The sequence below is a fragment of the Lentzea sp. NPDC054927 genome, from assembly GCF_053610285.1.
The window spans coordinates 56,977-79,538 of record NZ_JBSGXZ010000033.1 but is presented as its reverse complement, the minus strand read 5'-3'; the positions used below and the strand labels follow the sequence as shown (position 1 = coordinate 79,538).

Annotated in this window: 18 protein-coding genes; 8 read left to right on the top strand and 10 right to left on the bottom strand. The window is 69.0% G+C overall.

Annotated features, from left to right (window positions below):
- Nucleotides 1–365 precede the first annotated feature (365 nt).
- Genes ACWGE0_RS32810 through ACWGE0_RS32800 form a run of 3 tightly spaced genes read left to right on the top strand, consistent with a single transcriptional unit; the run spans nucleotide 366 to nucleotide 5,174 of the window.
- Nucleotides 366–1,415, top strand: a complete 1,050-nt coding sequence (locus ACWGE0_RS32810; RefSeq protein WP_452264785.1) for an AAA family ATPase — start codon at nucleotides 366–368, stop codon at nucleotides 1,413–1,415.
- A gap of 2 nt (nucleotides 1,416–1,417) precedes the next feature.
- Nucleotides 1,418–2,692 carry a DUF58 domain-containing protein gene (locus tag ACWGE0_RS32805; RefSeq protein WP_452264784.1) on the top strand — a complete coding sequence of 425 codons (1,275 nt, stop codon included), beginning with the start codon at nucleotides 1,418–1,420 and terminating at the stop codon, nucleotides 2,690–2,692.
- Nucleotide 2,693: 1 nt separating this feature from the next.
- Complete coding sequence (locus ACWGE0_RS32800) at nucleotides 2,694–5,174, top strand: transglutaminase family protein (protein WP_452264783.1); 2,481 nt, start codon at nucleotides 2,694–2,696, stop codon at nucleotides 5,172–5,174.
- A 74-nt stretch (nucleotides 5,175–5,248) separates the two neighbouring features.
- On the opposite strand, the gene ACWGE0_RS32795 is transcribed toward ACWGE0_RS32800, so the two are convergent.
- Nucleotides 5,249–5,644, bottom strand: coding sequence for a DUF3040 domain-containing protein (locus ACWGE0_RS32795; RefSeq protein WP_452264782.1), 396 nt, complete (start codon nucleotides 5,642–5,644; stop codon nucleotides 5,249–5,251).
- A 282-nt stretch (nucleotides 5,645–5,926) separates the two neighbouring features.
- Between ACWGE0_RS32795 and ACWGE0_RS32790 the strand changes: the two genes are divergently transcribed.
- Together ACWGE0_RS32790 and ACWGE0_RS32785 are read left to right on the top strand one after the other, a co-directional pair.
- Nucleotides 5,927–6,433, top strand: a complete 507-nt coding sequence (locus ACWGE0_RS32790) for a hypothetical protein (protein WP_452264781.1) — start codon at nucleotides 5,927–5,929, stop codon at nucleotides 6,431–6,433.
- Nucleotides 6,433–7,971: an alkaline phosphatase D family protein gene (locus tag ACWGE0_RS32785; RefSeq protein ID WP_452264780.1), complete on the top strand. Its 1,539-nt coding sequence runs from the start codon at nucleotides 6,433–6,435 to the stop codon at nucleotides 7,969–7,971. Before ACWGE0_RS32790 ends, ACWGE0_RS32785 begins: the two co-directional genes overlap by 1 nt.
- Nucleotides 7,972–8,012: 41 nt before the next feature.
- Here ACWGE0_RS32785 and ACWGE0_RS32780 read toward each other — a convergent pair whose 3' ends face one another.
- Nucleotides 8,013–11,156 (bottom strand): S8 family peptidase, encoded by a 3,144-nt coding sequence (locus ACWGE0_RS32780; protein ID WP_452264779.1) that lies wholly within the window; start codon nucleotides 11,154–11,156, stop codon nucleotides 8,013–8,015.
- Nucleotides 11,157–11,405: 249 nt separating this feature from the next.
- On the opposite strand from ACWGE0_RS32780, the gene ACWGE0_RS32775 reads away from it, so the two are divergent.
- On the top strand, nucleotides 11,406–12,911 hold the full coding sequence (locus ACWGE0_RS32775) for a M48 family metalloprotease (RefSeq protein WP_452264778.1): 1,506 nt from the start codon (nucleotides 11,406–11,408) through the stop codon (nucleotides 12,909–12,911).
- A gap of 22 nt (nucleotides 12,912–12,933) precedes the next feature.
- A complete protein-coding gene (locus ACWGE0_RS32770; RefSeq protein WP_452264777.1) occupies nucleotides 12,934–14,034 on the top strand; it encodes a DUF4034 domain-containing protein in 1,101 nt (366 codons plus the stop codon).
- A gap of 579 nt (nucleotides 14,035–14,613) precedes the next feature.
- Here ACWGE0_RS32770 and ACWGE0_RS32765 read toward each other — a convergent pair.
- The 3 genes from ACWGE0_RS32765 to ACWGE0_RS32755 form a co-directional block, all read right to left on the bottom strand.
- Complete coding sequence (locus tag ACWGE0_RS32765; protein ID WP_452264776.1) at nucleotides 14,614–15,273, bottom strand: hypothetical protein; 660 nt, start codon at nucleotides 15,271–15,273, stop codon at nucleotides 14,614–14,616.
- An 86-nt stretch (nucleotides 15,274–15,359) separates the two neighbouring features.
- Nucleotides 15,360–16,634, bottom strand: a complete 1,275-nt coding sequence (gene dinB / locus ACWGE0_RS32760) for a DNA polymerase IV (RefSeq protein WP_452264775.1) — start codon at nucleotides 16,632–16,634, stop codon at nucleotides 15,360–15,362.
- 34 nt (nucleotides 16,635–16,668) lie between these two features.
- Nucleotides 16,669–17,766: an amidohydrolase family protein gene (locus ACWGE0_RS32755; protein ID WP_452264774.1), complete on the bottom strand. Its 1,098-nt coding sequence runs from the start codon at nucleotides 17,764–17,766 to the stop codon at nucleotides 16,669–16,671.
- A gap of 12 nt (nucleotides 17,767–17,778) precedes the next feature.
- On the opposite strand from ACWGE0_RS32755, the gene ACWGE0_RS32750 reads away from it, so the two are divergent.
- A complete protein-coding gene (locus ACWGE0_RS32750; protein WP_452264773.1) occupies nucleotides 17,779–19,089 on the top strand; it encodes a glutamine synthetase in 1,311 nt (436 codons plus the stop codon).
- Here ACWGE0_RS32750 and ACWGE0_RS32745 read toward each other — a convergent pair.
- The 5 genes from ACWGE0_RS32745 to ACWGE0_RS32725 all read right to left on the bottom strand — a co-directional run bounded on the left by ACWGE0_RS32745 (nucleotide 19,070) and on the right by ACWGE0_RS32725 (nucleotide 22,508).
- Nucleotides 19,070–19,582 (bottom strand): sigma-70 family RNA polymerase sigma factor, encoded by a 513-nt coding sequence (locus ACWGE0_RS32745; RefSeq protein WP_452264807.1) that lies wholly within the window; start codon nucleotides 19,580–19,582, stop codon nucleotides 19,070–19,072. The genes ACWGE0_RS32750 and ACWGE0_RS32745 overlap by 20 nt on opposite strands.
- Before the next feature lie 212 nt (nucleotides 19,583–19,794).
- Entirely contained in the window at nucleotides 19,795–20,472 is a 678-nt protein-coding gene (locus tag ACWGE0_RS32740) for an RNA polymerase sigma factor (protein ID WP_452264772.1), read from the bottom strand.
- A 102-nt stretch (nucleotides 20,473–20,574) separates the two neighbouring features.
- Nucleotides 20,575–21,141 (bottom strand): sigma-70 family RNA polymerase sigma factor, encoded by a 567-nt coding sequence (locus ACWGE0_RS32735; protein WP_452264771.1) that lies wholly within the window; start codon nucleotides 21,139–21,141, stop codon nucleotides 20,575–20,577.
- Between the two features lie 84 nt (nucleotides 21,142–21,225).
- Nucleotides 21,226–21,942, bottom strand: a complete 717-nt coding sequence (locus tag ACWGE0_RS32730; RefSeq protein ID WP_452264770.1) for a methyltransferase domain-containing protein — start codon at nucleotides 21,940–21,942, stop codon at nucleotides 21,226–21,228.
- Complete coding sequence (locus ACWGE0_RS32725) at nucleotides 21,939–22,508, bottom strand: sigma-70 family RNA polymerase sigma factor (RefSeq protein ID WP_452264769.1); 570 nt, start codon at nucleotides 22,506–22,508, stop codon at nucleotides 21,939–21,941. The genes ACWGE0_RS32730 and ACWGE0_RS32725 overlap by 4 nt, the downstream gene beginning before the upstream one ends.
- Nucleotides 22,509–22,562 lie beyond the last annotated feature (54 nt).

Below are 22,562 nucleotides of genomic sequence, written 5' to 3'. Positions count from 1 at the left end.
AGCCCCCGTCTGCCCCACCGGCCGCCACAGTACCCCACTTTTCACCACAGTCAACGCTGAAACGACTGGTTGGACACCAACTTGTCACCCGTTTCCCCAGGTAGGCGCGGTGGGGAGGCGTGGGGGGATGGTGGGGGAGCTGGTCAGCCACCACCTTGCCGAGTGAGGGTTCAGCCCAGATTCAGCACTCGAACGGCCTAGCAATTTCCGTCAAAACGACGCGTTGGGGCGGGTTGGTGGGGGAAGGTGGAAACTGGTGGAGCGAACCCGATGTAGCCCGCAGGTGTAGGGCACTTAGCCGTGGTTTGACACACTGCGTGAAACGCTCACACGTCCGTGTTCCGGACACGGCTGCTGGAGGTTTAGTGACACCGGGAAGCCCAAGCGCGAACAGTCACGCGCCGGTCGATCAGATCCTGGGAGAGTTGCACGGCGCCGTCCAGCGGATCGCCGCCAACGTCGAACGGGTTCTCGTCGGCAAACCCGACGTGGTCCGGCTCGCTCTCGTGACACTGCTCGCCGAGGGGCACCTGCTCGTGGAGGACGTGCCGGGTGTCGGCAAGACCTCCCTCGCGAAGGCGCTTGCCCGCTCCATCGACTGCACCGTGAGCCGCGTGCAGTTCACGCCCGACCTGTTGCCCAGCGACATCACGGGCTCGTCGATCTACAACCGGCAGGAGAACGACTTCGAGTTCAGGCCGGGACCGATCTTCGCGAACATCGTGGTCGGCGACGAGATCAACCGCGCCTCCCCCAAGACGCAGTCCGCGATGCTGGAATGCATGGAGGAGCACCAGGTCACCGTCGACGCGAACACCTACCCACTGGGTTCGCCGTTCATGGTGATCGCCACGCAGAACCCGATCGAGATGGAGGGCACCTACGCCCTGCCGGAGGCGCAGCGCGACAGGTTCACCATCCGCCTGTCGATCGGCTACCCGGACCCGGCGGCGGAGCTCGCGATGGTCGACGAGCACGCCGGCCACAACCCGATCGACGACCTGCGGCCCGTCTCGGACGCGGCCCAGGTGCTGCGACTGATCGAGGCCGTGCGCCGGGTGCACCTGTCCCCCGAGGTGCGTCGTTACGCCGTCGAACTGGTGTCGGCCACCCGCCGTCTGCCGGAACTGCGACTGGGCGCCTCACCGCGGTCCACGCTGCATCTCGTGCGCGCCGCACGGGCACAGGCCGCGCTCGCGGGCCGTGACTTCGTGGTGCCGGACGACATCCACTCGATCGCGATCCCGGTGCTCGCGCACCGGCTGGTGATGACCGCGGAGGCGCAGGCCGCCCGCCGGTCCCCCGCCGAGCTGATCAGGGCACTGCTGCAGCGGGTGCCGGTTCCCACGGCGGCGCTGGATCCGAGCGCCGCGTACGTCCGCAGCATGAACAACAACGCAGGGACGCCACGCTGACGATGCGCACCGCACTCTCCGGTCTGACCACGCGCGGAAGATGCTTGCTGGCCGCGGGGTTCGCCGCCGGAGTGTGCGCCGCGGTCCTGAACGAACGCGACCTGCTCAGGGTCGCGGCGTTCGTGATCGCGCTGCCGCTGCTGGCCGCGTGGCTCGCGACGAGGGCTCGGGTGGGCTTGCACGCCGCCCGGTTCCTCGCGCCGAGCCGGGTGCCGGTCGGGGCGGCGTCCGAGGTGAAGCTGGACCTGCGCAGCACCGGCCGGCTGCCCACGGGCGGGCTGATGCTGGAGGACACCGTGCCGTACGCCCTGGGCGCGCGGCCGCGGTTCCTGGTGGAGCGGCTGCCCCGCAACACGCCCACGACGTTGCGCTACCCGCTCAAGCCGGTCATGCGCGGCATCCAGCAGGTCGGCCCGCTGATGGCGCGGATCACCGACCCGTTCGGGCTGGCCGAGTTCGACCGCGAACTCGCCGGCCGGTCGCGGCTCGTCGTGGTCCCGCGCGTCGTGCGGCTGGCGGGCTTGCCCGGCGGCTCCGGCATGGGCGCGGGCGACGACGGATCGGTGCGGCTGCGGGCGGGTCAGGGCGAGGACGACGCGGTGGTGCGACCGTACCGCCAGGGCGATGACCTGCGGAAAGTCCACTGGCGGTCCACGGCACGGCGCGACGAGCTGATGGTGCGCGTCGAGGAACGTCCGTGGCGTGGCGGCACGACCGTGCTGCTTGACCACCGCGTGCACGCGCACCGCGGTAGCGGGCCCACGGCGTCGTTGGAGTGGGCGATCTCGTTCGTGGCGTCGGTCTGCATGCACCTGCACCACTTCGGGCACCAGGTCCGCCTGGTCTCCGAGGACGGCAGGGTGCTCGCCGGTGGGGCGTCCGAGGGCGGGCACAGCGACCACGTGGTGCTGGACTCGCTGGCCGCGCTGCAGGGCTCGCACCGGCGTGAGCTCAGCGCCGGGATCGACCCCGGCGCGGGCCAGGAGGTCATCGCGGTGCTGGGCGGCGTGTCGCCGGCGTCGATCGAGGAACTGATCCGGTACCGGCCGCGCGGCATGCGCAGCCTGGCCGTGCTGCTGGACGTGAACGCGTGGGCCGGTGGCAGCAACGACTCAGCCGCGACCGCTCCCGAACCCGAGGACGCGCGCCGGTTGCTGACCGGCGCGGGCTGGGGCGTGGCGATCGCGCGGCCGTCGGCCTCGATGCAACAGGTGTGGCAGGAGCTGTGCGCCTCGGCGGGCAACCGAGGTCCGTCGATCCGGTCGGAGGTGGGCTGAGATGGGGACCCGTTCCGCCGCTCCAGCGAAGGGCACGGAGCCCGAGTGGTTCACGTCGGCGACGCCGTGGATCGCCGCGCTGGCCGTACTGTGCGCGTCGACCGCGCTCTCCGGCGTGATCGAGGGTGACCTGTGGCTGGTGCGCATCGGCGTGGTGATCATCGCGATCACCGTGACCGGCGCGTTCCTGCGCGCGACCCGGCTGACCCCGCCGCTGGTCGCGATCGCCCAGGTCTTCGTGCTGTTGTGCCTGCTCACGGCGTTGCACACGCGGTCGGGCATCTTCCTGTTCATCCCCGGCCCCGAGGCGCTGGGCGAACTCGGCGACGTGCTCGCGGAGTCCGTCGCGCAGGTGCAGACCGGGGTGCCGCCGGTGCACGCGTCGCCGGCGATCCAGGCACTCGTGGTGCTCGCGATCGGCCTGGTCGCGGTGCTGGTGGACACGCTGGCCGTCGCGGCAGCTGCCCCGGCGGCGTCCGGGCTGGTGCTGCTGTGCGTGTTCGCGGTGCCCGCGTCGCTGGCCGACGAAATGCTGCCGTTCTGGACGTTCATCCTGGGCGCGGCGGCGTTCGCGATGCTGCTCGCGGTCGACGGTCAGCACCGGCACGAGGCGTGGCGGGGCAGGCTCGGGTCCGGGTCGGCCAGCGGGTCCGGCAGTTCCGCGACCTCGGTGGCGAGCATCGCGATGGTGATCGCGTTGATCGTCGGCGCCGGCTTCACGTTCGTCGGCACGGTCGGCAGGCTGCCGGGCGGCAGCGGCGGTGGCGGTGGCAAGGGCGGCATCGGGCTCAGCGAGATGACGTCGTTGCGCGGCATGCTCAACCGCGGCCGGGAAACCGAGGTGTTCTACGTCGAAGGCCTGCAGGAGGACGCCTACATGCGGGCGACCACGCTGGCCAGGTACGTGCCGAACAAGGGCTGGGAGCGCGGCCTCAACCCCGACGGAAACCCCGCGCGTGGCGAGCTGCCGCCGCAGCCGGGCGACCGCGGTGAGGGCAAGACGACGACGATCAAGATCGAGCCGCGCGACTGGAAGAGCTACTGGCTGCCGACCTACGGCGCCATCCGCAGCATCAACACCCCGGACGACGACTACCGGTTCGACCCGAAGAAGGGCTCGATCTTCACGACGAAGGAGCGCGAGCCGGAGGCGTACGAGATCGGCACGGTGCTCTCGACGCCGACCAAGCAGGCGCTGCGGCTGGCCCCGCCCGGCGGGAAGAACATCATCGAGCAGGAGTACTTCAAGTTCGACGGCGTCGAGCAGCCGGTGATCGACGCGGCGAACAAGGCCGTCGAGGGCGCCACCAACGACTTCGACAAGGCCGCCAAGCTCTCCGAGTTCTTCAACAGCCCGACGAGCGGGTTCAAGTACGACCTGAAGACCCAGGGCGACGTCACCAAGGACGCGCTGACGGACTTCGTGACCAGGTCCAAGGTCGGCTACTGCGAGCAGTACGCCTCCGCGATGGCCGTGATGGCCCGCGTGGTCGGCCTGGCGTCCCGCGTGGCGATCGGCTTCACGGCCGGTGTCAAGGCCGCGGACAGCAAGGGCCGCGTGATCAGCACCCAGGACGCGCACGCGTGGGTGGAGATCTTCTTCCCGAACTACGGCTGGATGACCTTCGACCCGACGCCGGTCGACGACGGCCGCGGTGTCGTGCCGCCGTACATGCGGGAGACCCAGGGCCCCGACGACGAGGTGCCGACCGGCGAGACGAACTCCGAGTCGGTGGCGCCGTCCGCGACCGGGTCGGCCCAGACGTCCACCGCCACCGACGGCACCGAGAACAACCAGAACCTGCAGGAAGCCGGTCCGACCGGGCCGCCGGCGTGGCTGGTGTGGGCGATCATCGCGGTGCTGGCGCTGGCGGTCCTGGTGACGCTGTTCCTGGTGCTGACGCTGCTCGGCGTGGTCGGTGCGGGCCTGATGGGCGCCACGTGGGCGCGCAAGCTGCTGATATCGGCCGCGGCCGGGTTGTGGCTGATGGGCGCCGGTCTGGCCGCTGCCTTGATCTCGTGGTGGCTGGCCGTGCTGCTGGTCGTCACGGGGCTCGTCCTGACGCCGCTGCTGGTTCGCACCGTGCGCCGGCGCAACCGCCTGCACGAGGTCGCGAAGCTCGGCCCCGGTGCGGCCTCGGCGGCCTGGAGCGAGCTCATGGCGGAGTCGATCGACCGGGGCGCGCCCGTACCCGCGGCCGAGACGATCAGGACCGCCGCGCGCCGGTTGGCTCGCGAGCACAACCTGGACGACGCGGGCAAGGACGGGCTGCGGCTGGTGATCGGGACGATCGAACGGTCCTGGTACAGCGCGAACCCCGTCGCTGACCCGGCGCTGCCCGGAGCGCTGGCGGCGGTGCGGCAGTCGTTGCGGCAGAACGCTCCGCTGTCGTGGCGCGCGAAGCTGTTCCCGAAGTCGGTGCTGAAGCCGGCGCCCGCGCCGGTGGCCGACGCGCAGGAGCGCGAGCCGGTTCCGGTCTAGGCCTCGAAAGACAAGCGAATGGGCCCGCTCCCTCTCGGGGGGGGCGGGCCCATCGCTTTGCGGTCCTGGAAGGCTTACTGCTCGTCGTCGAAGCGACGGCGGAAGCGCTCCTCCATCCGTTCGGAGAACGAGCTGCGACTGCGCGTCGGCTTGCCGTCCTCCTGCGCTCCTTCGGCGACCTGGTCACCGCGACGCAGTGTCGTCACGACGATGAGCAGACCGAAGAACATGAGCAGGAAGCCGAAGACGCTCACCACGGGGACGCTGGCGATCGCGAGCTGCGGGAGTGTCACTCCGATGATGAGAGCGGCCACGCCGACCACGAACAACACGATGCCCTGCACGCGGCGTCGCTTCGACGGCCGCCGCAACTTGGCGCCTCGTACGGTGGATGCGAACTTCGGGTCCTCGGCGTAGAGCGCGCGCTCGATCTGGTCGAGCAGTCGCTGCTCGTGCTCGGAGAGTGGCATCGTTCCTCCTCCGGCACAGCGGTCGCGGGCGCCGGGTGTTTTCGGTTACCGCCGAACCCGGCGGACGACCCACCCTGGGGACGTCACCCCCCAGGATACGATCCGCGCGCCCCGGCGACTACCCAGTCGGCCTTCTCATACGGTCGGTTCTGTCACCATCATCCTCCTGGGGCAGTGGTGAGGCCTTCGTGAGGCACTTTCACGAGCCTTGTGGCCTGCCGTTCACATCTCGTTGGGCCGGGTGATCCGTCCGGGACAGCCCCGCTTGCTCGGATCAGTCCCATGACCGAACTCATCGTCAACGGCGACGCAGAGCAGGGCCTGACCGGCTGGCTCACCGTCGCGGGCGCCCCTGTCGTGCTGCGGTACGACACGGGGCAGGGGTATCCGGGGCCCGGCGATCCCGGACCGGCACAGCGCGGTGCCTCGTTCTTCGGCGGCGGCGACACGCCCCTGAGCACGCTTCGACAGAGCGTGACGTTGCCGCGGCGCCCGTCTCAGTTCGTGATCTCCGCCTGGCTCGGCGGCTACGCCTCGCAGCAGGACGGCGCCCGGCTGTCCGTCGAGTTCCTCGACGCGGCCGGCACCCCGCGCGGCCTCGTCGTGCTCGGGCCGCTCACCGCGGAGGAGCGCACGAGCCGCACCGGCCTGTTCGAACGGACCACGCGCGGCACGGTGCCACCGGGCAGCCGGACCGCCGTCGTCACGCTGCAGATGACCCGATCCGGTGGTGGTACGTCGAACGACGGCTACGCGGACAACATCTCGTTCACGGTGAAAGGTCGCTGATGTTGAACCGACGTGATCTGCTGCGCGCCGCGGCCGCTGCCGGTGCTCTGGGCACCGTGTGGCCACTGTCCGCCGGCCTGTCCCCCGCCGAGGCCCACGCGGCCGCTCTCGATCTCGGCGCGTCGTGGGACCCGGCGCCGTTCACCCTGGGCGTCGGATCCGGGGACCCGTTGCCGGACAGCGTGATCCTCTGGACGCGGCTCGCCCCGGAGCCGCTGGCGTTCGAGCAGCCGCTGCCCGAGATCGTCGAGGTCGAGTGGTTCGTCGCACTGGACCGCACGATGCGGTCGCGGGTGGCGTGCGGGACGGTCGCTGCCTCGAACCTGTTGGGGCACAGCGTGCACGTGCCCGTTCACGGTCTCCGTCCCGGTCGCACCTACTACTACCAGTTCTCGGCGCTCGGCAAGCGCAGTCGCGTCGGTCGCACGCGCACGGCTCCGGTCGGGCACGTCTCGAAGGTGCGCTTCGCAACGGCCAACTGCCAGGCGTTCCACGACGGCTTCTACGCGGCGCATCGCGGAATCGCACGCGAGAACCTCGATTTCGTCGTGCACCTCGGCGACTACATCTACGAACACGGCCAGGTCGGCGGCACGCACGTGCGTGATCACGAAGGCCCCGCCGTTCTGTCCCTTGCGGACTACCGACGCCGCCACGCCCTGTACAAGGGCGACCCGTCGTTGCGCGACGCCCACGCGGCGCACCCGTTCTTCCTGACGTGGGACGACCACGAGGTCGCGAACGACTACAGCGGCACGGATGGCTCGGCGCCGTTCGTGAAGCGGCGCGCTGCGGCCTACCAGGCCTGGTACGAACACCTGCCGATCCGCGCGGGTTCGGCGCTGGAGCCGCAGATCTACCGGCGGCGGCAGTGGGGCTCGCTGCTCGACCTCACCGTGCTGGATCTCCGGCAGTACCGGTCCGCCCAGAACCTCCCGGACGGCACGATTTTGGGCGCTGAGCAGAAACAGTGGCTGCTGGACGGCATCTCGGGCGCCCGCGAGGCCTGGCAGGTGTGGATCAACTCGATCATGCTGTCGCAGCTCGCCCGCACCGGCGGTGGTTACTACTTCACCGACCAGTGGGACGGCTTCCTGGCCGAGCGGCGCGAGGTGCTCGGGCACGTGGCCGCCTCGGAGATGAAGGACCTCGTCGTGCTCACCGGGGACTGGCACTCGGCGTTCGTCGACGACATCCGGCCGGACTTCAACGACCTGTCGTCACCGGTGATCGGCACCGAGTTCACGGCGCACTCGGTCAGTTCCGGGGCGTACTCGCCGGAGTGGAACGCGGTGAACGGGCCGGTGATGGGCGCGGCGAACCCGCACCTGAAGTACTTCGAGGGCAACAGGTACGGGTACGACGTGTACGAGGTGACGCCGCAGCGGTTCACCACGCACATGAAGGTGATCGGGGACCGGCGTGATGCTGCTTCGCCGGTTTCGACGCTGACCACGTTCCACGTCGATCGTGGGAAGGCCGGGAGTTACGAGGATCCGGGGACGGTGGGCTCGCCCGCGCAGTACCGGCGTCCGTGAGAAGACTGCGCGGGCGGGTTGTCCCGCCCGCGCAGGTTCGTTCAACTGGCGATCTTGTAGGCGCGGATGATCGTCACCTCGCCCGTGTTGCCCGCCGCGTCCGTGGTCTTGGCGCGCAGCGAAGCGAACTTCGCGTCCTTCGGGTGGTGCACGATCGCCTTGTCGCCGGCCACCTGCACCTGCTTCCAGGTCTTGCCGTCGTCGAACGACACCTCCACGTTGACGCGCTTGACCTTCGGCGTGTTCTCCGCCTGCTCGACCTTCAGCGGGACGAGCAGGACACGGCCGTGTGCGGTGTCCTTGTCGTCGAGCTTGGGCTGGAAGCGGACCACCGAGTACGGCAGGTGCGTGATGTCGGTCGTGTGCTTGGCCTTGAAGGTCCAGGCCCCGCTGACCTTCGTCGACAGCTCGGCGTCACGGCTGTGCTCCATCTCGGCCCGGTACGAGCCTTCGGCTGCCGGCACGTCGAAGATCCCCGACTGCTGGGGGAACTCGCCGAGCTTGGTGCCGTTGTGGAACAAGGTGGTCTTCGCCGTGCCGGTGCCGGCGCGGCCCTCGCCGCCGTTGCTGTCGGTGAAGAGCGGGACCCTGACGGCGATCTGGTCTTCGAGCCTCGCGATGCCGAAGCCCGGCGCCGATGGGACGGACGGGCCGAGGACGGCCTTGCCGAACGTCTGCGCGTACTTCCTGCCGCCCCTGAAGGAGCCGGCCGGGGTCTCCGCGGAGTACTCGTTGACGTTGCCGGGAGCGACGCGGTCGTAGATCCAGCTCCACTTGCCACCGGTGGTCGACACCAGGTCGACGGCCCGGCCGTTGTCGGGCACCACGGTGAACCAGGCGAATCCGCCGCTGCCGTCGGTCGGGTGCGGCATCGCCGCGACGCCGTGGCGGTAGCCCTCGCCGCCCGGACGGAAGTTGCTCGTCATCTCGGCGAGCTCGTTCGCCTTGGCGGTGCGCTCGAAGCCGGTCGGCATGCCCTTCTCGGTGTACATCAGGCGGTAGCTGACCGGGGTCTTCTCGTCGCGAGGTGTGCCCTGGAACTGCTCGGCGAACGTCGTCGTGAAGCCCGGCGCGTCCGGTCCGATCTGGGCGGTGGACACGTGGCCGGCCAGGCCCTCGAAGAACGCCCAGCCGGAGCCGTACGCCTGGCCCGCCACCTGCGTCGTGTACGAGATCGTGCCGATCATGCCCTTCGCTGCCGCGTCCGGCGTCTTCAGCGCGACCGGCTTGGCCTTGCGCGCGTCGACGGTGATCGAGGACTTGCCGCCCACCACGAACCTGGGCTGCACCTGGAACACGACCTTGTTGTCCGGCGTGATCACCGCGCTGTCGACGACGTACTCGCCCTTGGGCAGCCGGATGTTCTTGGCGGACGCCGAATAGCCCTTGCCGGTCTTGGTGTTGATGAACACCGTGCCGTGGTTCTCCGCCGGGTTGCCGTCGACACCCAGCACCGAGACGCCGACCTCGTAGCTCTCGACCTCGCGGTTGACGCTCACCAGCGTGCGCAGGCCGTTCGACGCGACGATCGCGCCGCTGTAGGCACCGTCGGCCGCGTTGACCTTGGTGTCCGCGGTGATCGTGGCCTTGGCCTCGCCGCCGGCCGGGACCGTGACCTTCGCCGGCGACACGGTGAACAGACCTGCGGGCGAGGGCTTGCCGTCCGGTCCGGTGGTGTCCGCGGCTAGGTCGAGCGTCACGGGCTCCTTGCCCGGATTGCGGTAGGTGACCTCGCGGACGACCTTCTGGTCGTCGTCGTGCGGCCACTGCTGAACGCCGAAGTTGATGTTGCTCGGCTCGGCGATCACCCGCTGCGCCAGCATCTTCGGCACGTCGACGCGGCCGGTGCCCTGGTCGAACGGCTTCAGTGCCGGATTCGCCTTGGCCGACGCCATGATCGTCGCCTTGAGCCGCGTGCCGGTCCAGTCCGGGTGCTGCTGCTTGAGCAGCGCGACAACGCCCGCCACGTGCGGCGTGGCCATCGACGTGCCGGACATCGCGACGTGGCCCTGAGTTCCGGCCTCGGCCGCCACGATGTCGACGCCGGGCGCGGTCACGTCCGGCTTCACCGCACCGTCCGCGGCCGGGCCACGGCTGGAGAACGGCGCGATGCCGTCGTTGCGGTCCACGGCACCCACGGTCAACGCGGACTCCGCGCTACCGGGCGAGCCGATCGTCTCCGGCCGCCCCGAGTTGCCCGCCGCGATCACGAACAGCGCGCCGGTCTGACCGGAGATCCGGTTGACCGCCTCCTCGATCGGGTCGATGTCGGGGGTGTCCCCGCCACCCAGGCTCATGTTGATGACGTGCGCGCCCTGCTCGGCCGCCCACTGCATGCCGCCGAGGATCGCCGACTCGGTGCAGCCACCCGGGTAGCAGACCTTGCCGTCGAGGATCTCCGCGTCCGGCGCGACCCCGCGGTACTTCTCGCCCTTGCTGGCGATCGTCGACGCGACGTGCGTGCCGTGGCCGACCTCGTCGGTGTTGTCCGGCGAGTCGGTGAAGTTCTTCTCCGCGACCTGCTTGCCCTGCAGATCCGGGTGCTTCTCGTCGACGCCCGTGTCGAGCACGGCGACCTTCACGCCCTTGCCGGTGACACCGGCCTGCCACGCTTCCGGCGCGCCGATCTGCTTGGTGCTGCGGTCGAGCGTCACCTTGCGGACGCCGTCGAGCCACACCTTCTCGACCGCGCCGGACCGCAGCGACTCCCACGCGCTGCCCGACTTCGCGACCGAGCCGGTCACCAGGTCGGCCACGGATCCCTTGGCGCTCAACGCGGTGATGCCCGATCGTGCGCCCACCGCCGGCCGCACGATCACCGGCACCGAGTCGCGCCGCGCGTCGTCGTAGCCGAACTCGACCAGCGACGTCACGTCGAACAGCCTCGAGTCCAGCTTTCCTTGGGACACCAGCACAACCGCGTCCGCGGGCACGACGTGCTGATGCCCGTTCCGCGTGAACGTGCGCACGGCGAGCTTGCCCCGCCCCGGACCCGGCACGTACCGCACGACGCGGTTGCCGACCAGGTCCACCCGGTCACCGGTGATCAGCGTGACGCTCTGGTCACGCTGGCCCGGCGCCGATTCCTCCGCATGCGCGACAGCAGCCGTTGTCGTGGTGACAAGGCCGGCTGACAGCGCGAGCGCGGTGATCCCCCGACGGGCACCTCGCTGTCCTGCTCTCACTGGTCCTCCAGTGTTCGATGAGGTGTTGCCTCAGTGACCGTAGGGACACCGAGCGTCACCCCACCTCCATCTGAAGGCCGGAGGTGGTGCCGGGGATGTCATCCCGCAGAGGTATGCGGAGTGGCCGATCGACCGGTTGACACACCCGCCGTTGTTTCGGGATTGAGTCGTGACCGTCCTTTCGTGCACACTTCCTGCTGCCGCCATCTGCGTGCGGCATGGGGGCTCTGGGGGAAGGTCGCTTTACTCATGCGTGTTTCGTTGCGTGCTGCCATCGCAGTGGCGCTTCTGGTCGGTTTCTACGTCCTCGCCTTCGGGTTGATCGGCGGGCTCCTCGCGCTGGAGACGTACGCCCTGATCGAACGGCCGTTCGTCGGCCTGAAGCTGGCGCTGTTCGTCGTGCCGGTGGTGTTCGCTCTGGTCAAGGGCCTGGTCTCGCTGGAACGCCGCGCGCAGGACGAGGTGCCCGGCACCCTCGTCACGCCCGAGCAGCAGCCCGCGCTCTGGGACCTCGTCCACCGCCTGGCCGCCGACGTCGGCACCCGCCCGCCGGACGAGATCCGGATCCTCGCCGCGGTGAACGCCGGTGTCGCCGAGGACACCCGCTTCCTGGGCCTGCGCGTGCTGAAGCGCCGGATGTTCATCGGTGCTCCGCTGCTCACCTCCTTGACCGAGAAGCAACTCATCGCCGTGCTCGCCCACGAGCTCGGGCACTACGCCAACAAGGACACGCGCCTGGCCGGCGTCGTGGTCTCCGGCCGCAACGCCATGCTGCGCGCCGGCTCCCACATGAACGCCGAACACTGGTTCCAGCGCATGATCGCCAAGCTGTTCCTGGGCTACGCCAAGCTGTACCTCCGTGTCTCCCAGGCGATCAGCAGGCGCCAGGAGTTCGCCGCCGACCGCTTCTCCGCCTCACTCGCCGGCTCGTCCGCCGCCGCCTCCGCCCTGCGCGAGCTGCCGGTGATCGACGCCGCGTGGGACCTGTTCACCAACCGCCACCTGACCGTCGCGTGGGAACTCGGCTACCTCCCCACGACGTTCTTCGACGGCTTCGCCCGCCTGCGCACCTCCTCCGAACTCCACGAGGAACTGGAGCAGATCCGCCAGCACCCGACGGACCCCGACCGCGGCCCGTACGACTCGCACCCGCCGATGCTGGACCGCATCGCCGCCATCGAAGCCCTGGGCCTCGAACCCGAGTCGGGCTGGGGCGACCGCCCGGCGATCGAACTCCTCACGGACCCCATGCCGCTGCTCGACGCCGCCGTGCTGAACACACTGGTGTCCGACGCAAACCAGAAGCAGCGCGTCGACTGGGCCACGCTCGGCCACATCGGCGCCCGCGCCCGCGTGGTGCGAGGCACCCAGCGGCTGTTGCAGGCAGCCTCCACCGCGACGAACCAGCCGCCGTCACTCACGACCGTCCTCGACGCACTGGACGCGGGCCACCTGGCCGACCTGGGCTCGTACACGCCGGGCGCCAGGGACGCGGGCCCACGAGCCCGCCGCGAGATGGCCCGCGGCGAAGTGCTGCCCGAGCTGTCCGCGTTGGTGGCACTGGCGTTCTCCGACGCGGGCCTCGCTCACTGGGAACTGGACTGGCTGGGACGGACCACGTTCGTCACCTCCTCTCACGACTTCGACATGACCGACCACCTGGACGCCGCGGTCGCCGACAACGGCAGCACCGAGGGCCTGCGAGGCGTGCTCGCCACAGCCGGCGTGGCCCTCGACTACCGCCCCGCGAACTGACTTCTTTCTCTGGAGAAACCCCGTGGTGCTCTCACTTCTGTTCAAGCCCAAGGAACTCGTCAACGTCTTCCGCCTGATGCGCGAAGCCAAGCGCCTGGGCGTGGAGATCGACGAACTCCCCACCGACGTAGTTGCCAGCTTCGTGCTCCCCAAGACCCACCCCGAGCGCTACGGCCTGGTCCCCGACACCGAGGTGACGACGACCACGCCCCTCGAGGACCTGGCCCTCGCCGCCGTGAAGGACGACGTCCGCGCCGGCAACTGGGAGAACGCCGCCGACCTCGTCACCGCCACGCACGGCGACTGGGACCGCCGCCAGCGCGTGGTGTGGGCCCTGGCCGACCTGGCCGCCAAGGACGAGACCTGGATGACCGCCTGGCAGGCCGCTCGCCCAGGCGACCCGCACTGGCTGGTGGTGCACGCGATGTCGCTCGTGTCCCTGGCCTGGGACATCCGCGGCAGCGCCCGCGCCTCCGAAACCACCCGCGAACAGTTCGAGGGCTTCCACCGCGTCCTGTTCGAAGCCCGCGAGGCCGCGGGCGTGGCTGCCTCCGTTCTGCCGGACGACCCGACTCCGTTGAACACCTTGCTGACCCTCGCGCGTGGCTTGCAGGTGGACCACGACGAGTTCCGCGCGATCTGGGCCGAACTGATCTCCCGGGATCCGTTGCACCACAACGGACACCAGCAGGCCCTGCAGTACTGGTGCCGCAAGTGGCACGGATCCGACGAACTCGCTCTGGAGTTCGCGCTGAAGGCCGCGGCCGAGTCGCCGAAGTTCTTGGCTCTGCCACTGCACGCCGCTTATGAGGCGCAGAGCACTTCGCCGGACATGTGGAAGACGCCTTCAGTGGTGGCCTCCTTGGATGCGTTGCTGAAGCGGCTTGCTGACGAGGGCTCGGACACCTACGCGGTTCGGGACGACCGGGGATACGCGGCCTTCGGGTTGATCCGGTTGGAGCGGTTCGAGGAGGCCTTGGGGCAGTTCCGGGCTTTGGGGACGTTGGCGGATGCCGGACCTTGGGACTACTTCGAGGAGCCGCGGATCACGTTCCTGAGCTTGCGGGGTGTGGCGATCAAGGCTGTGGCGAAGGGCAAGGGCATCAAGGCTCCGGTTCGGTAGGGATTGGGGCGGGGGCTCTGCGGGGCTGGAGGCCTCCGCGGGGGCTGGGCTGCGGGCTCGACGGGGCTGGCGGGCTCAACCGGGTTGGATTGCGGGCCAACGGGGTTGCGTTGTGGGCCAACGGGGTTGGGCTCCACGGGGCTGTGAGCCAACGGGTTGGGGCTGCGGGCTCCACGGGGCAGCCGGGCTCGACGGGGCTGGGTTGTGGGCCCACGGGGTTAAGCCTCAACCGGGTCGGGTTGTGGGCTTGGGAACTGCGGGTCAGGGCTTGGAGACTCGCGAGGTCGCGGCGCCGGCGCAGTGATGTGGGGCGAGGTGTCGCTGGGCAACGCCGCGATGGGCGGGCCGCGTGGCATTGCCGCGATGGGTGCTCTGTCGGTGTTGCCGCGCCGGGTGAGCCCGCGTGGTGATTCCTCGCTGGGTAGCGGTGCGCCCCAATCGCAATCGTCGCGAAGCGGCGATGCACCCCCACGCCTCGTCAATGCCCGCGCAACCACCCACGCAAGGTGACATGCGCACGCCAGGCGACCCCTTCGTTGGAACGCGACCACCCGCACGCAAGCCGACCCACACAGGGCGCTAACCGATGGCCAGAGGCACGCGGGCTTGCGGGACCGCTGGCGGGCGGCGTTCCATCACGGCCAGTTCCAGTTGGCGCGCTGGGGATTCGCCCAGGAGTTTGCGGGCCAGGGTGGTGCCCTTGCGCGGGGCCAGGGCCAGTTCGGCGCGGAGGGCTGCCACGCCTACGTAGTGGGAGACCTCGTCGAGGATGGCTTTGGTGTCGGCGATCGAGCGGGTGCGGCGGATCGCGTCCACGGCGGCGCGTTCCAGGGGTGCCACGTGGAAGCCTCGGCGGATGGCCGGTTTCGGTAGGCGGTCTGTGCGTTCCAGGTGCAGGGTTGCGTAGCCGCAGGCTTTTGAGTGGCGTGGTGCCAGTACGTGGATGGCGTCGGCTGTGGGCAGGACGGATCTCATGCCGTGCAGGTACAGGGCGTCGAAGGCGGTGAGCATGGCGCGCTCGCCTGAGTAGAGGAGGGCTGCCTGCACGAGTTGTTCGCGGGACGGGCCGGCTCGGGACAGCAGGAAGATGCTGGGGAACAGGCGTTGCCAGGGGCCGCCTGGGCGGGCTCGCTGGTCGATCAGGGACGAGGACAGTCCTATGTGGATCAGGGCTGCCACCGGGGCTACGCGGTGGGCGAAGAGGGAGCCGAGGGCTTCCAGGTCGATGGGGTGGCGCATGGGTTCATCTTGGGGGGTGGGGGAGGTCGGGGAACTGGGGTTGAGCGGAAGCTGTGGACAAGTCGCGGGTTGTGGACAACTCGCGATCACTCCGGCTTCGGTTCGGGCTCCACTGTCCTATCTGGACTTTCGCGCAGCAGGGAGGCTGGGCGGACGGCTAGCGAGCCGAAGCGGGAACGGGCCTGGTCGGCGGCTTGGTCGGCTTCGCGCCAGCCGCGTTCTGGGGCGTCGAAGATCAGTTGCTGGGCGGAGTCGGCGTTGTCAAGGCCTTCTATTCGGACGCCGATCAGGCGGACCGCTCCCGGTGGGACCTGGGTGTCCAGCAGCTCAGCCGCGGTGCGGTAGACCTCTTGGGTCACGTCGGTCGACACGGGGAGCGTGCGCGAGCGGGTGATCGTGGTGAAGTCGGAGAAGCGGACCTTGATGGAGACCGTTCTGCCACGCAAACCCTTGGCGCGCAACGAACCCGTTGAGCGCTCGGACAGGCGGAGAAGCTCACGGCGCAGCAGCACGCGGTCGTAGTGGTCGACCTCGAACGTCTCCTCGGCGCCGATCGACTTCTCTCGCGACGTGGGCACCACCGCACGGTCGTCCACGCCCGAGGCCAGCGCGAAGAGGTGCTCCGCCAGCGCGACGCCGATCATGCGGCGCAGCCGGGGCAGGGGTGTCTTGGCCACGTCGGCGACGGTGTCCAAGCCCAGTTCCTCAAGGCGCGCAGCGGTTTTCGCACCGACGCCCCACAGTGCGGACACCGGCAGCGGGTGCAGGAAGTCCAGGACATCAGAGGCAGGCACGACCATCATTCCGTCGGGCTTGCACATGCCCGAGGCGAGTTTCGCGAGGAACTTCGTCGGCGCCACACCGACGGAACAAGACACACCGTGATCAGCGAACACACGCGACCTGACCAGCTCGCCGATGCCACCGGGCGTCAGACCCAACCGGCGTAGAGCCCCACCGACGTCCAAAAAAGCCTCGTCCAACGAGAGAGGCTCCACCAACGGCGTGATGTCGCGGAAGATCGCCATCACGCCACGAGAGACCTCCTGGTAGAGGTCGAACTGCGGCGGCAGGTACACGGCGTTGGGGATCAGGCGACGCGCGTGAGCGGTAGGCATCGCAGACCGAACGCCGTACTCGCGCGCGATGTAGTTCGCGGAACACACGACGCCACGCCCGCCAACGCCACCGACGACGACAGGCACGGTAGCGAGCTCAGGGCGTTCGCGGATCTCCACCGACGCGTAGAAGGCGTCCATGTCGACGTGCAGCATCCGGCAGCCCGTGTCGTCAGGCCACACACCATCACGCGCACGGAACCGGTCGACCAGGCCGCGTGGCAGGCTCGCACTGCGGCCCATGAACACCCCCTCGAACGTGAGTTCGAGACGAATCCTACAGTTTGTACACGCGCGCCGCGTTGTCCGACGCGATGAGCCGTGCGATCCGATGTGCGTCCTCCTCGAGGAACACGTCACGACGCAGTCCGTCAGACAAGAAGTCCGACAACGCACGGCGGAACAGCAGCGCACCGAGGTAGTACAACTCGGGCAGTCCGAACGCGTCGGAGGAGAACAAGAACTTGCCGTAAGGCACGATCTCCAGCGCCTCCGCCAGCACCCGCGGCGCCTGATGCCCCAGCCCGTGCGTCGCCAGCCCGAGATCGCAGAACACGTGCGGGAACACCTGCGCGAGATACCCGGCCTGCCGGTGGAACGGGTAGTTGTGCAGCAACAGCACCGGCACGCCGAGAGAAGCCGTCGCGCGCAAGAACGGCGTCAACAACGACGGATCGCAACGGTGCAGATCGATGTCCGAGTCGCCGTAACCCACGTGGAACTGCAACGGCAGCCCAGCGTCCAACGCCTCCCACGCCAGCCAAGTGATCACCACCGGCGACACCAGCCGACCCGACGACCACGCCTCCACCGCCTGCACGACGTCCGAATCCATCGGCCGCGAACCGGGCAGATCAAGCCCAACCCGATACGCCGCAACGGACTTCGCCCCCACCGCCGACGAAGAAGCAAGCCGCGAACGCACAGCGTCCAAGAACTCCGACGGCGACACTGACGAACGCAGCGACTCAGCCAGGTGCTCCAGCCGCACGATGTCGTGCGACACCACCCCGGCCAACGACCCGAGCTCGGCACCGGACAGCAGCCGATCAGGCTGGAACCCGCCGTCCACCAGGAACGTGTGGATACCCGACGCCATCAGGAACGTCCGCGACACCTCGGTGATGTGCAGCGAGTTGCGCCGTTCGAGGTACGCCTCAGCCGAAGCGTGCCGAGGCAGATCCAACAGCGGTGCACACCATCGTCGCACCGCGAACCCGAGAGCCGAGTCGAAGAAGGACCCACCCAACGGCGAGACCGCGTCGGCCTCCAACAACAGCGACTCGAACTCCTCACGCGTGCTGTCAGTGCGCAACACACCGTGGCAGTGGTGATCAATCAACCCGAGTTCGGCGACGAACGGCAAGATGCCCATAACCTTAGGATCGTGGACTCTGCGGAACGGGACCAGCGGTTCGACCGGGCGACCGAACTCTTCGACGGACTGAACGCGAAGAACGTGAGCGTCGTGGCGCTCACCTGGGTCGACAACAGCGGCATCACACGCACGAAGTCCGTGCCTCTGCGCAGACTCGCCCACGCGGCAGCACACGGCGTGGGCGCCTCACCGGTGTTCGACGTGTTCCTGTTCGACGACTGGATCATCCAGGGCCGGTTCGCCGGCGGCCCCGTCGGCGACCTGCGGCTGCACCCCGACCTCGACCGCCTCACCGTCCTCGCCGGCCAGCCCGGCTGGGCCTGGGCGCCTGCCGACCGCCACTTCCAGAGCGGCGTCCCCTACCCCATGGACCAGCGGCTGCAAGCGCGCAAGGCCGAGCAGAACCTCCACGAGCGAGGCCTCACCGCCAAGGCCGGCTTCGAGATCGAGTGGTGCGTCGGCAAGGCGGACACCGACGACTGGGTGCCCGCGACGAGCGGCTCCGCCTACGGGCACGCCCGCCAGGTCGAGCTGTCCGACTACTGCGTCGACCTCCTCAACGCACTCGACCAGCAGGACGTCGAGGTCCTCCAGTTCCACCCCGAGTACGCCGCGGGCCAGTTCGAAGTCTCCACCGCACCTGAGGACCCGATCGCGGCAGCAGACACCGCGGTCCTCGTGAAAGAGACCATCCGCGCCGTGACGATCCGGCACGGCATGCGCCCGTCGTTCTCCCCCAAGGTGATCAACGGCGGCGTCGGCAACGGCGGCCACCTGCACCTCAGCCTCTGGCGCGACGGCACGAACCTCTTCGACGGCTTCCAGGACGAGGCCAGGCAGTTCAGCGCGGGCGTGCTCAACCACATCCGCTCGTTGTGCGCGATCGGCTGTCCCTCTCTCGCGAGCTACCTCAGGCTCGTACCGCACACGTGGGCCGCACCGTTCGCGGCATGGGGTGAGGAGAACCGCGAAACGGCGCTGCGCCTGATCCGGGACAACCTCGAAATCAAGTGCTTCGACCTGACCGCGAACCCGTACCTCGTCGTCGCGGGCGTGATCGCGGCCGGTCTGGACGGCATCGCGACCCAGGCCGAACTGCCGGAAGGCCTCAACGTCGACCCGGCGCTGCTCGACGGCGTCCCGCGGCTGCCCACGTCCCTCAGGGAAGCTGTCGAGGAGTTCGAGAAGGACCCCGTGCTCACCGAGGCGTTCGGTCAGGAACTGGCGGGCACGATCGTCGACGTGCGGCGCGGCGAGATGGAGCGCTACAAGGACGCCAGCCCGCAGGGAATCGCCAACATCACTCGCTGGCGGTATTGATCTCCTTGCGCAGCCGCAGCAACGCCCGGTGCTGAGCCACCCGCACCGCACCGGGCGTGGAGCCCACCGCCTCGGCCGTCTCCTCCGCCGACAACCCCACCACCACACGCAGCACAACGATCTCGCGCTGCTTCTCGGGCAACACGCGCAGAAGCGCCGCCATCTGATCTGAGAGCTCACCCTGCATCGCCCGCTGCTCCGGCCCGGCCGCGGTGTCCATCGACTCCGGTACCTCGGACACGGCCTCGGAGCGGTTGCGCGAGAAGGTCCGGAACGAGTCGGCGACCTTGTGCGCCGCGATCCCGTAGACGAAAGCCAGGAACGGACGCCCCTGGTCGCGATACGAGGGCAACGAGGTCAGCACGGCCAGGCAGACCTCCTGCGCCACGTCGTCCGCCGACGCGAACGAGCCAACGCGCGCGCGGCAGTACCGGACGATCAACGGCCGGATGGTGCCGAGAAGCCGGTTGATGGCGGCCGGGTCACCCGCCACAGCGCGCGCGACGTGGTCGTCAGCGGCCTCGGGGCGGCTCGAGTAGTAGGTGGGCGCGGGCGGATCAACGGGAATCTTGGGAGCATCCGCGGTCCGCTCCACCAACGAGTCGAGGGCTGCCGGCGTGACGTCGATCGACCCGCCGACTGAGGAGCCCTTGAGAGCTTCCGCAGGGACCTTGCGGTGCAGACCGGGTGAGAACTCCACGCAGATCACCGTTCCTCGTCTGGATGCCGGCGCACGGCCTGACGCGCGCGCCGGATCCGTCCTTCGACCGCGCGCGGGGTGAGTCGCAACAACTCAGCGATCTCCGCGTGCGAATAGCCCTGGTCGTGAAGGAAGAGCAACCGCCTGTTGTCCTCGCTCAACGCGGCGAAAGCCGCGTTGGCCGCTGCCTGCTCGATGACCGCGTCCTCGGGTGTCCCCTCGGTCACGATGTTGTCGAGCGAGGCGAAGCTGTCCACGAGCCGCACGTCCTGCCAGCCGCTCACACGCCTCTGCCAGCGCCGGTAGACGTTCGGGAACGCCAGTACGCACGCGTTGACGAAGTACTCGGTGAGCGGTTGACCGTGCTCGACTGACCATTGCTTGCCGAGCAACCCGCGGTCGCGGAAGTAGACGAAGCCATCGAACACCGCGTCGCTCGCCAGCTCTTCGGCTTCCTGCGGCGAGATCTCCTGCTGATGCAGGTAACGGCCGTGCCGCCCGCACCGGGAGAACATCGCGCCGGACCGCACGAGCTTCGTAACGATCGTGAGTCCGTGTCCGAGAAGCTGACGATGGAACTGGTCCCAACGTGGCCCGGCGAGCCCTGACTCACGGAAGTGCTGCACGAGCACCCCGTCGATGCGCAGCCGGTCGGCGGCGAGCGCTGAGTCCGAACTCCCCATGCCCCCTGGTCCTTATGTCGGCGTCTTCCTGCCTCTAGGTATGTCGTTTGGGTGCATCAATCCCACGCACCCGCCCCCACTCGTAACAAAAGCAAACGAACATCACCCGATCGGGAGAGCCAAAGCGGCAATTTCCTTGCGCAGACGCCCGAGGGCACGGTGCTGAGCGACCCGAACCGCGCCGGGCGTCGACCCGACGGCTTCCGCGGTCTCCTCGGCAGACAGACCCACCACCACTCGCAGCACGAGAATCTCGCGCTGCTTTTCCGGCAGGACGCGCAGCAGCTCGCCCAGCGCTCCGTTCAACTCACCCTGGAGGGCGAAATCCTCGGGCCCACCGACTCGCGAAGGCTGATCGGGCACCTCCGCCGTTGGCTCCGCACGGTTACGAGCAAGCGCACGGTGCGCGTCGGCAACCTTGTGCGCCGCGATGCCGTAGACGAATGCCAGGAAGGGCCTGCCCTGCTCCCGGTAGTTCGGCAGCGCCGTCAGGACGGCCAGGCAGACGTCCTGCGCAACGTCGTCCGCGGTTGTCGCCGAACGCCCCACACGCACGCGACAGTACTTGACCACCAGCGGTCGCAGGTAGCGAAGCACCTGGTCAGTGGCTCTGCGGTCGCCCTGCACCGCCAAGCTGACCAGTTCCGCGGATAAAGCCGAACTCTCCATTCGAAGTGTCCCCTCGTCGACGTCCCGAAGAGGAGACGTGCGACACGTCGCTCCTTATGCGGAAAGTAGGGAGAAACTTCAACGTCACCCGTTTGCAGCAACCATCAGCGGTTGGTAATAGGCGTCAAGCAACCACTCCACGTAACCGAAACCGGCGCGTTCCACCAATTCGGTGATTTCATGACGGGTAATCGCCCAATACCGTGCCTTGCCCACGAAGACGCGCCACGAGTCGGCTTCATGCAGCCGGAACATCTCCAGTTCGTACTGGTCTCCGTCCCAATGCCAGAGCTGGAACCACACGACCCGCCCCGGCCCCACGGACGGAGGCGTCGACAACGGCCGTTCGCGCCGAATCTCGTCGTAGTCACGCGTCGAGATGATGAGCCGACCGCCAGGACGCAGCACACGACGCATCTCACGCACCGCCGCGAGCACATCATCAGAGGTCAACAGGTGCGGCAGCGCGTTGTCAGCCGCCAGAACCACGTCGAACGAAGCATCAGCGAACGGCAGAGACCGCATGTCCGCCGCCGCCACGGGCAACGCGACACCACGTGCAGAGGCCTCCACAACGGCCCGAGAAGCCGCCTTAGGGCTCAGATCGGCGCCCACGACCTCATAGCCGCGCAGAGCCAGACCGATCGCCTGAGTACCGATGCCGCACGCACAGTCCAGAACGCGCGCGCCAGGTGGAACGAACTCCGCGAGCTGCGCGGCCTGCCGGGCCATCGACGCGTCCCAGTCCGGGAACATCAGGTCGTACGTCCCGGCCAGCCCGTCGTAGAAGGCGCCGGTCAAATGAGCTCCTCGACCCCCACGGACGAGCGCAGTTTCGCCAGCGCGCGGTGCTGAGCCACCCGCACGGCACCCGGCGTCGAGCCGACGGCCTCGGCCGTCTCCTCTGCCGACAACCCGACCACGACGCGCAGCAGCAGGATCTCGCGCTGCTTGTCCGGCAGCACCAGGAGCAACTGGCCCAGCCGGACCGAGAGCGACCCGAGCAGCGCGTTCTCCTCCGGATCGACGGTCAGCGACGGCCCGTCCGGCACTTCGGCGACCGGCTCGGAGCGGTTGCGCGCCGACACGCGGTGAGCGTCCGCGACCTTGTGCGCGGCGATGCCGTAGACGAACGCGAGGAACGGTCGCCCCTGCTCGCGGTAGGTGGGCAACGCCGTGAGGACTGCCAAGCAGACTTCCTGCGCGACGTCGTCCGCCGACGCATACGCCCGTTCGTTGCGACCGACGCGCGCACGGCAGTAACGCGACACGAGCGGCCGGACAGACGCCAGCAGCCGGTCGAGGGCACGCCGGTCACCCGCAACGGCCTCGTTCACGAGCGAGGCCAGCAGGTCCGAACTCTCCATGGCGTTGGTCCCTACGTCGGCTGCGAACACACTATCTTTCGCCGCAAAGTCGTT

Coding starts and splice junctions, on each gene's coding strand:
- ACWGE0_RS32725 (WP_452264769.1), bottom strand. CDS start 22,508: ATGGAGAGTTCGGACCTGCTGGCCTCGCTCGTGAACGAGGCCGTTGCG.
- ACWGE0_RS32740 (WP_452264772.1), bottom strand. CDS start 20,472: ATGGGGAGTTCGGACTCAGCGCTCGCCGCCGACCGGCTGCGCATCGAC.
- ACWGE0_RS32800 (WP_452264783.1), top strand. CDS start 2,694: ATGGGGACCCGTTCCGCCGCTCCAGCGAAGGGCACGGAGCCCGAGTGG.
- ACWGE0_RS32790 (WP_452264781.1), top strand. CDS start 5,927: ATGACCGAACTCATCGTCAACGGCGACGCAGAGCAGGGCCTGACCGGC.
- ACWGE0_RS32795 (WP_452264782.1), bottom strand. CDS start 5,644: ATGCCACTCTCCGAGCACGAGCAGCGACTGCTCGACCAGATCGAGCGC.
- ACWGE0_RS32735 (WP_452264771.1), bottom strand. CDS start 21,141: ATGGAGAGTTCGGCTTTATCCGCGGAACTGGTCAGCTTGGCGGTGCAG.
- ACWGE0_RS32765 (WP_452264776.1), bottom strand. CDS start 15,273: ATGCGCCACCCCATCGACCTGGAAGCCCTCGGCTCCCTCTTCGCCCAC.
- dinB (WP_452264775.1), bottom strand. CDS start 16,634: ATGGGCCGCAGTGCGAGCCTGCCACGCGGCCTGGTCGACCGGTTCCGT.
- ACWGE0_RS32805 (WP_452264784.1), top strand. CDS start 1,418: ATGCGCACCGCACTCTCCGGTCTGACCACGCGCGGAAGATGCTTGCTG.
- ACWGE0_RS32775 (WP_452264778.1), top strand. CDS start 11,406: ATGCGTGTTTCGTTGCGTGCTGCCATCGCAGTGGCGCTTCTGGTCGGT.
- ACWGE0_RS32755 (WP_452264774.1), bottom strand. CDS start 17,766: ATGGGCATCTTGCCGTTCGTCGCCGAACTCGGGTTGATTGATCACCAC.
- ACWGE0_RS32785 (WP_452264780.1), top strand. CDS start 6,433: ATGTTGAACCGACGTGATCTGCTGCGCGCCGCGGCCGCTGCCGGTGCT.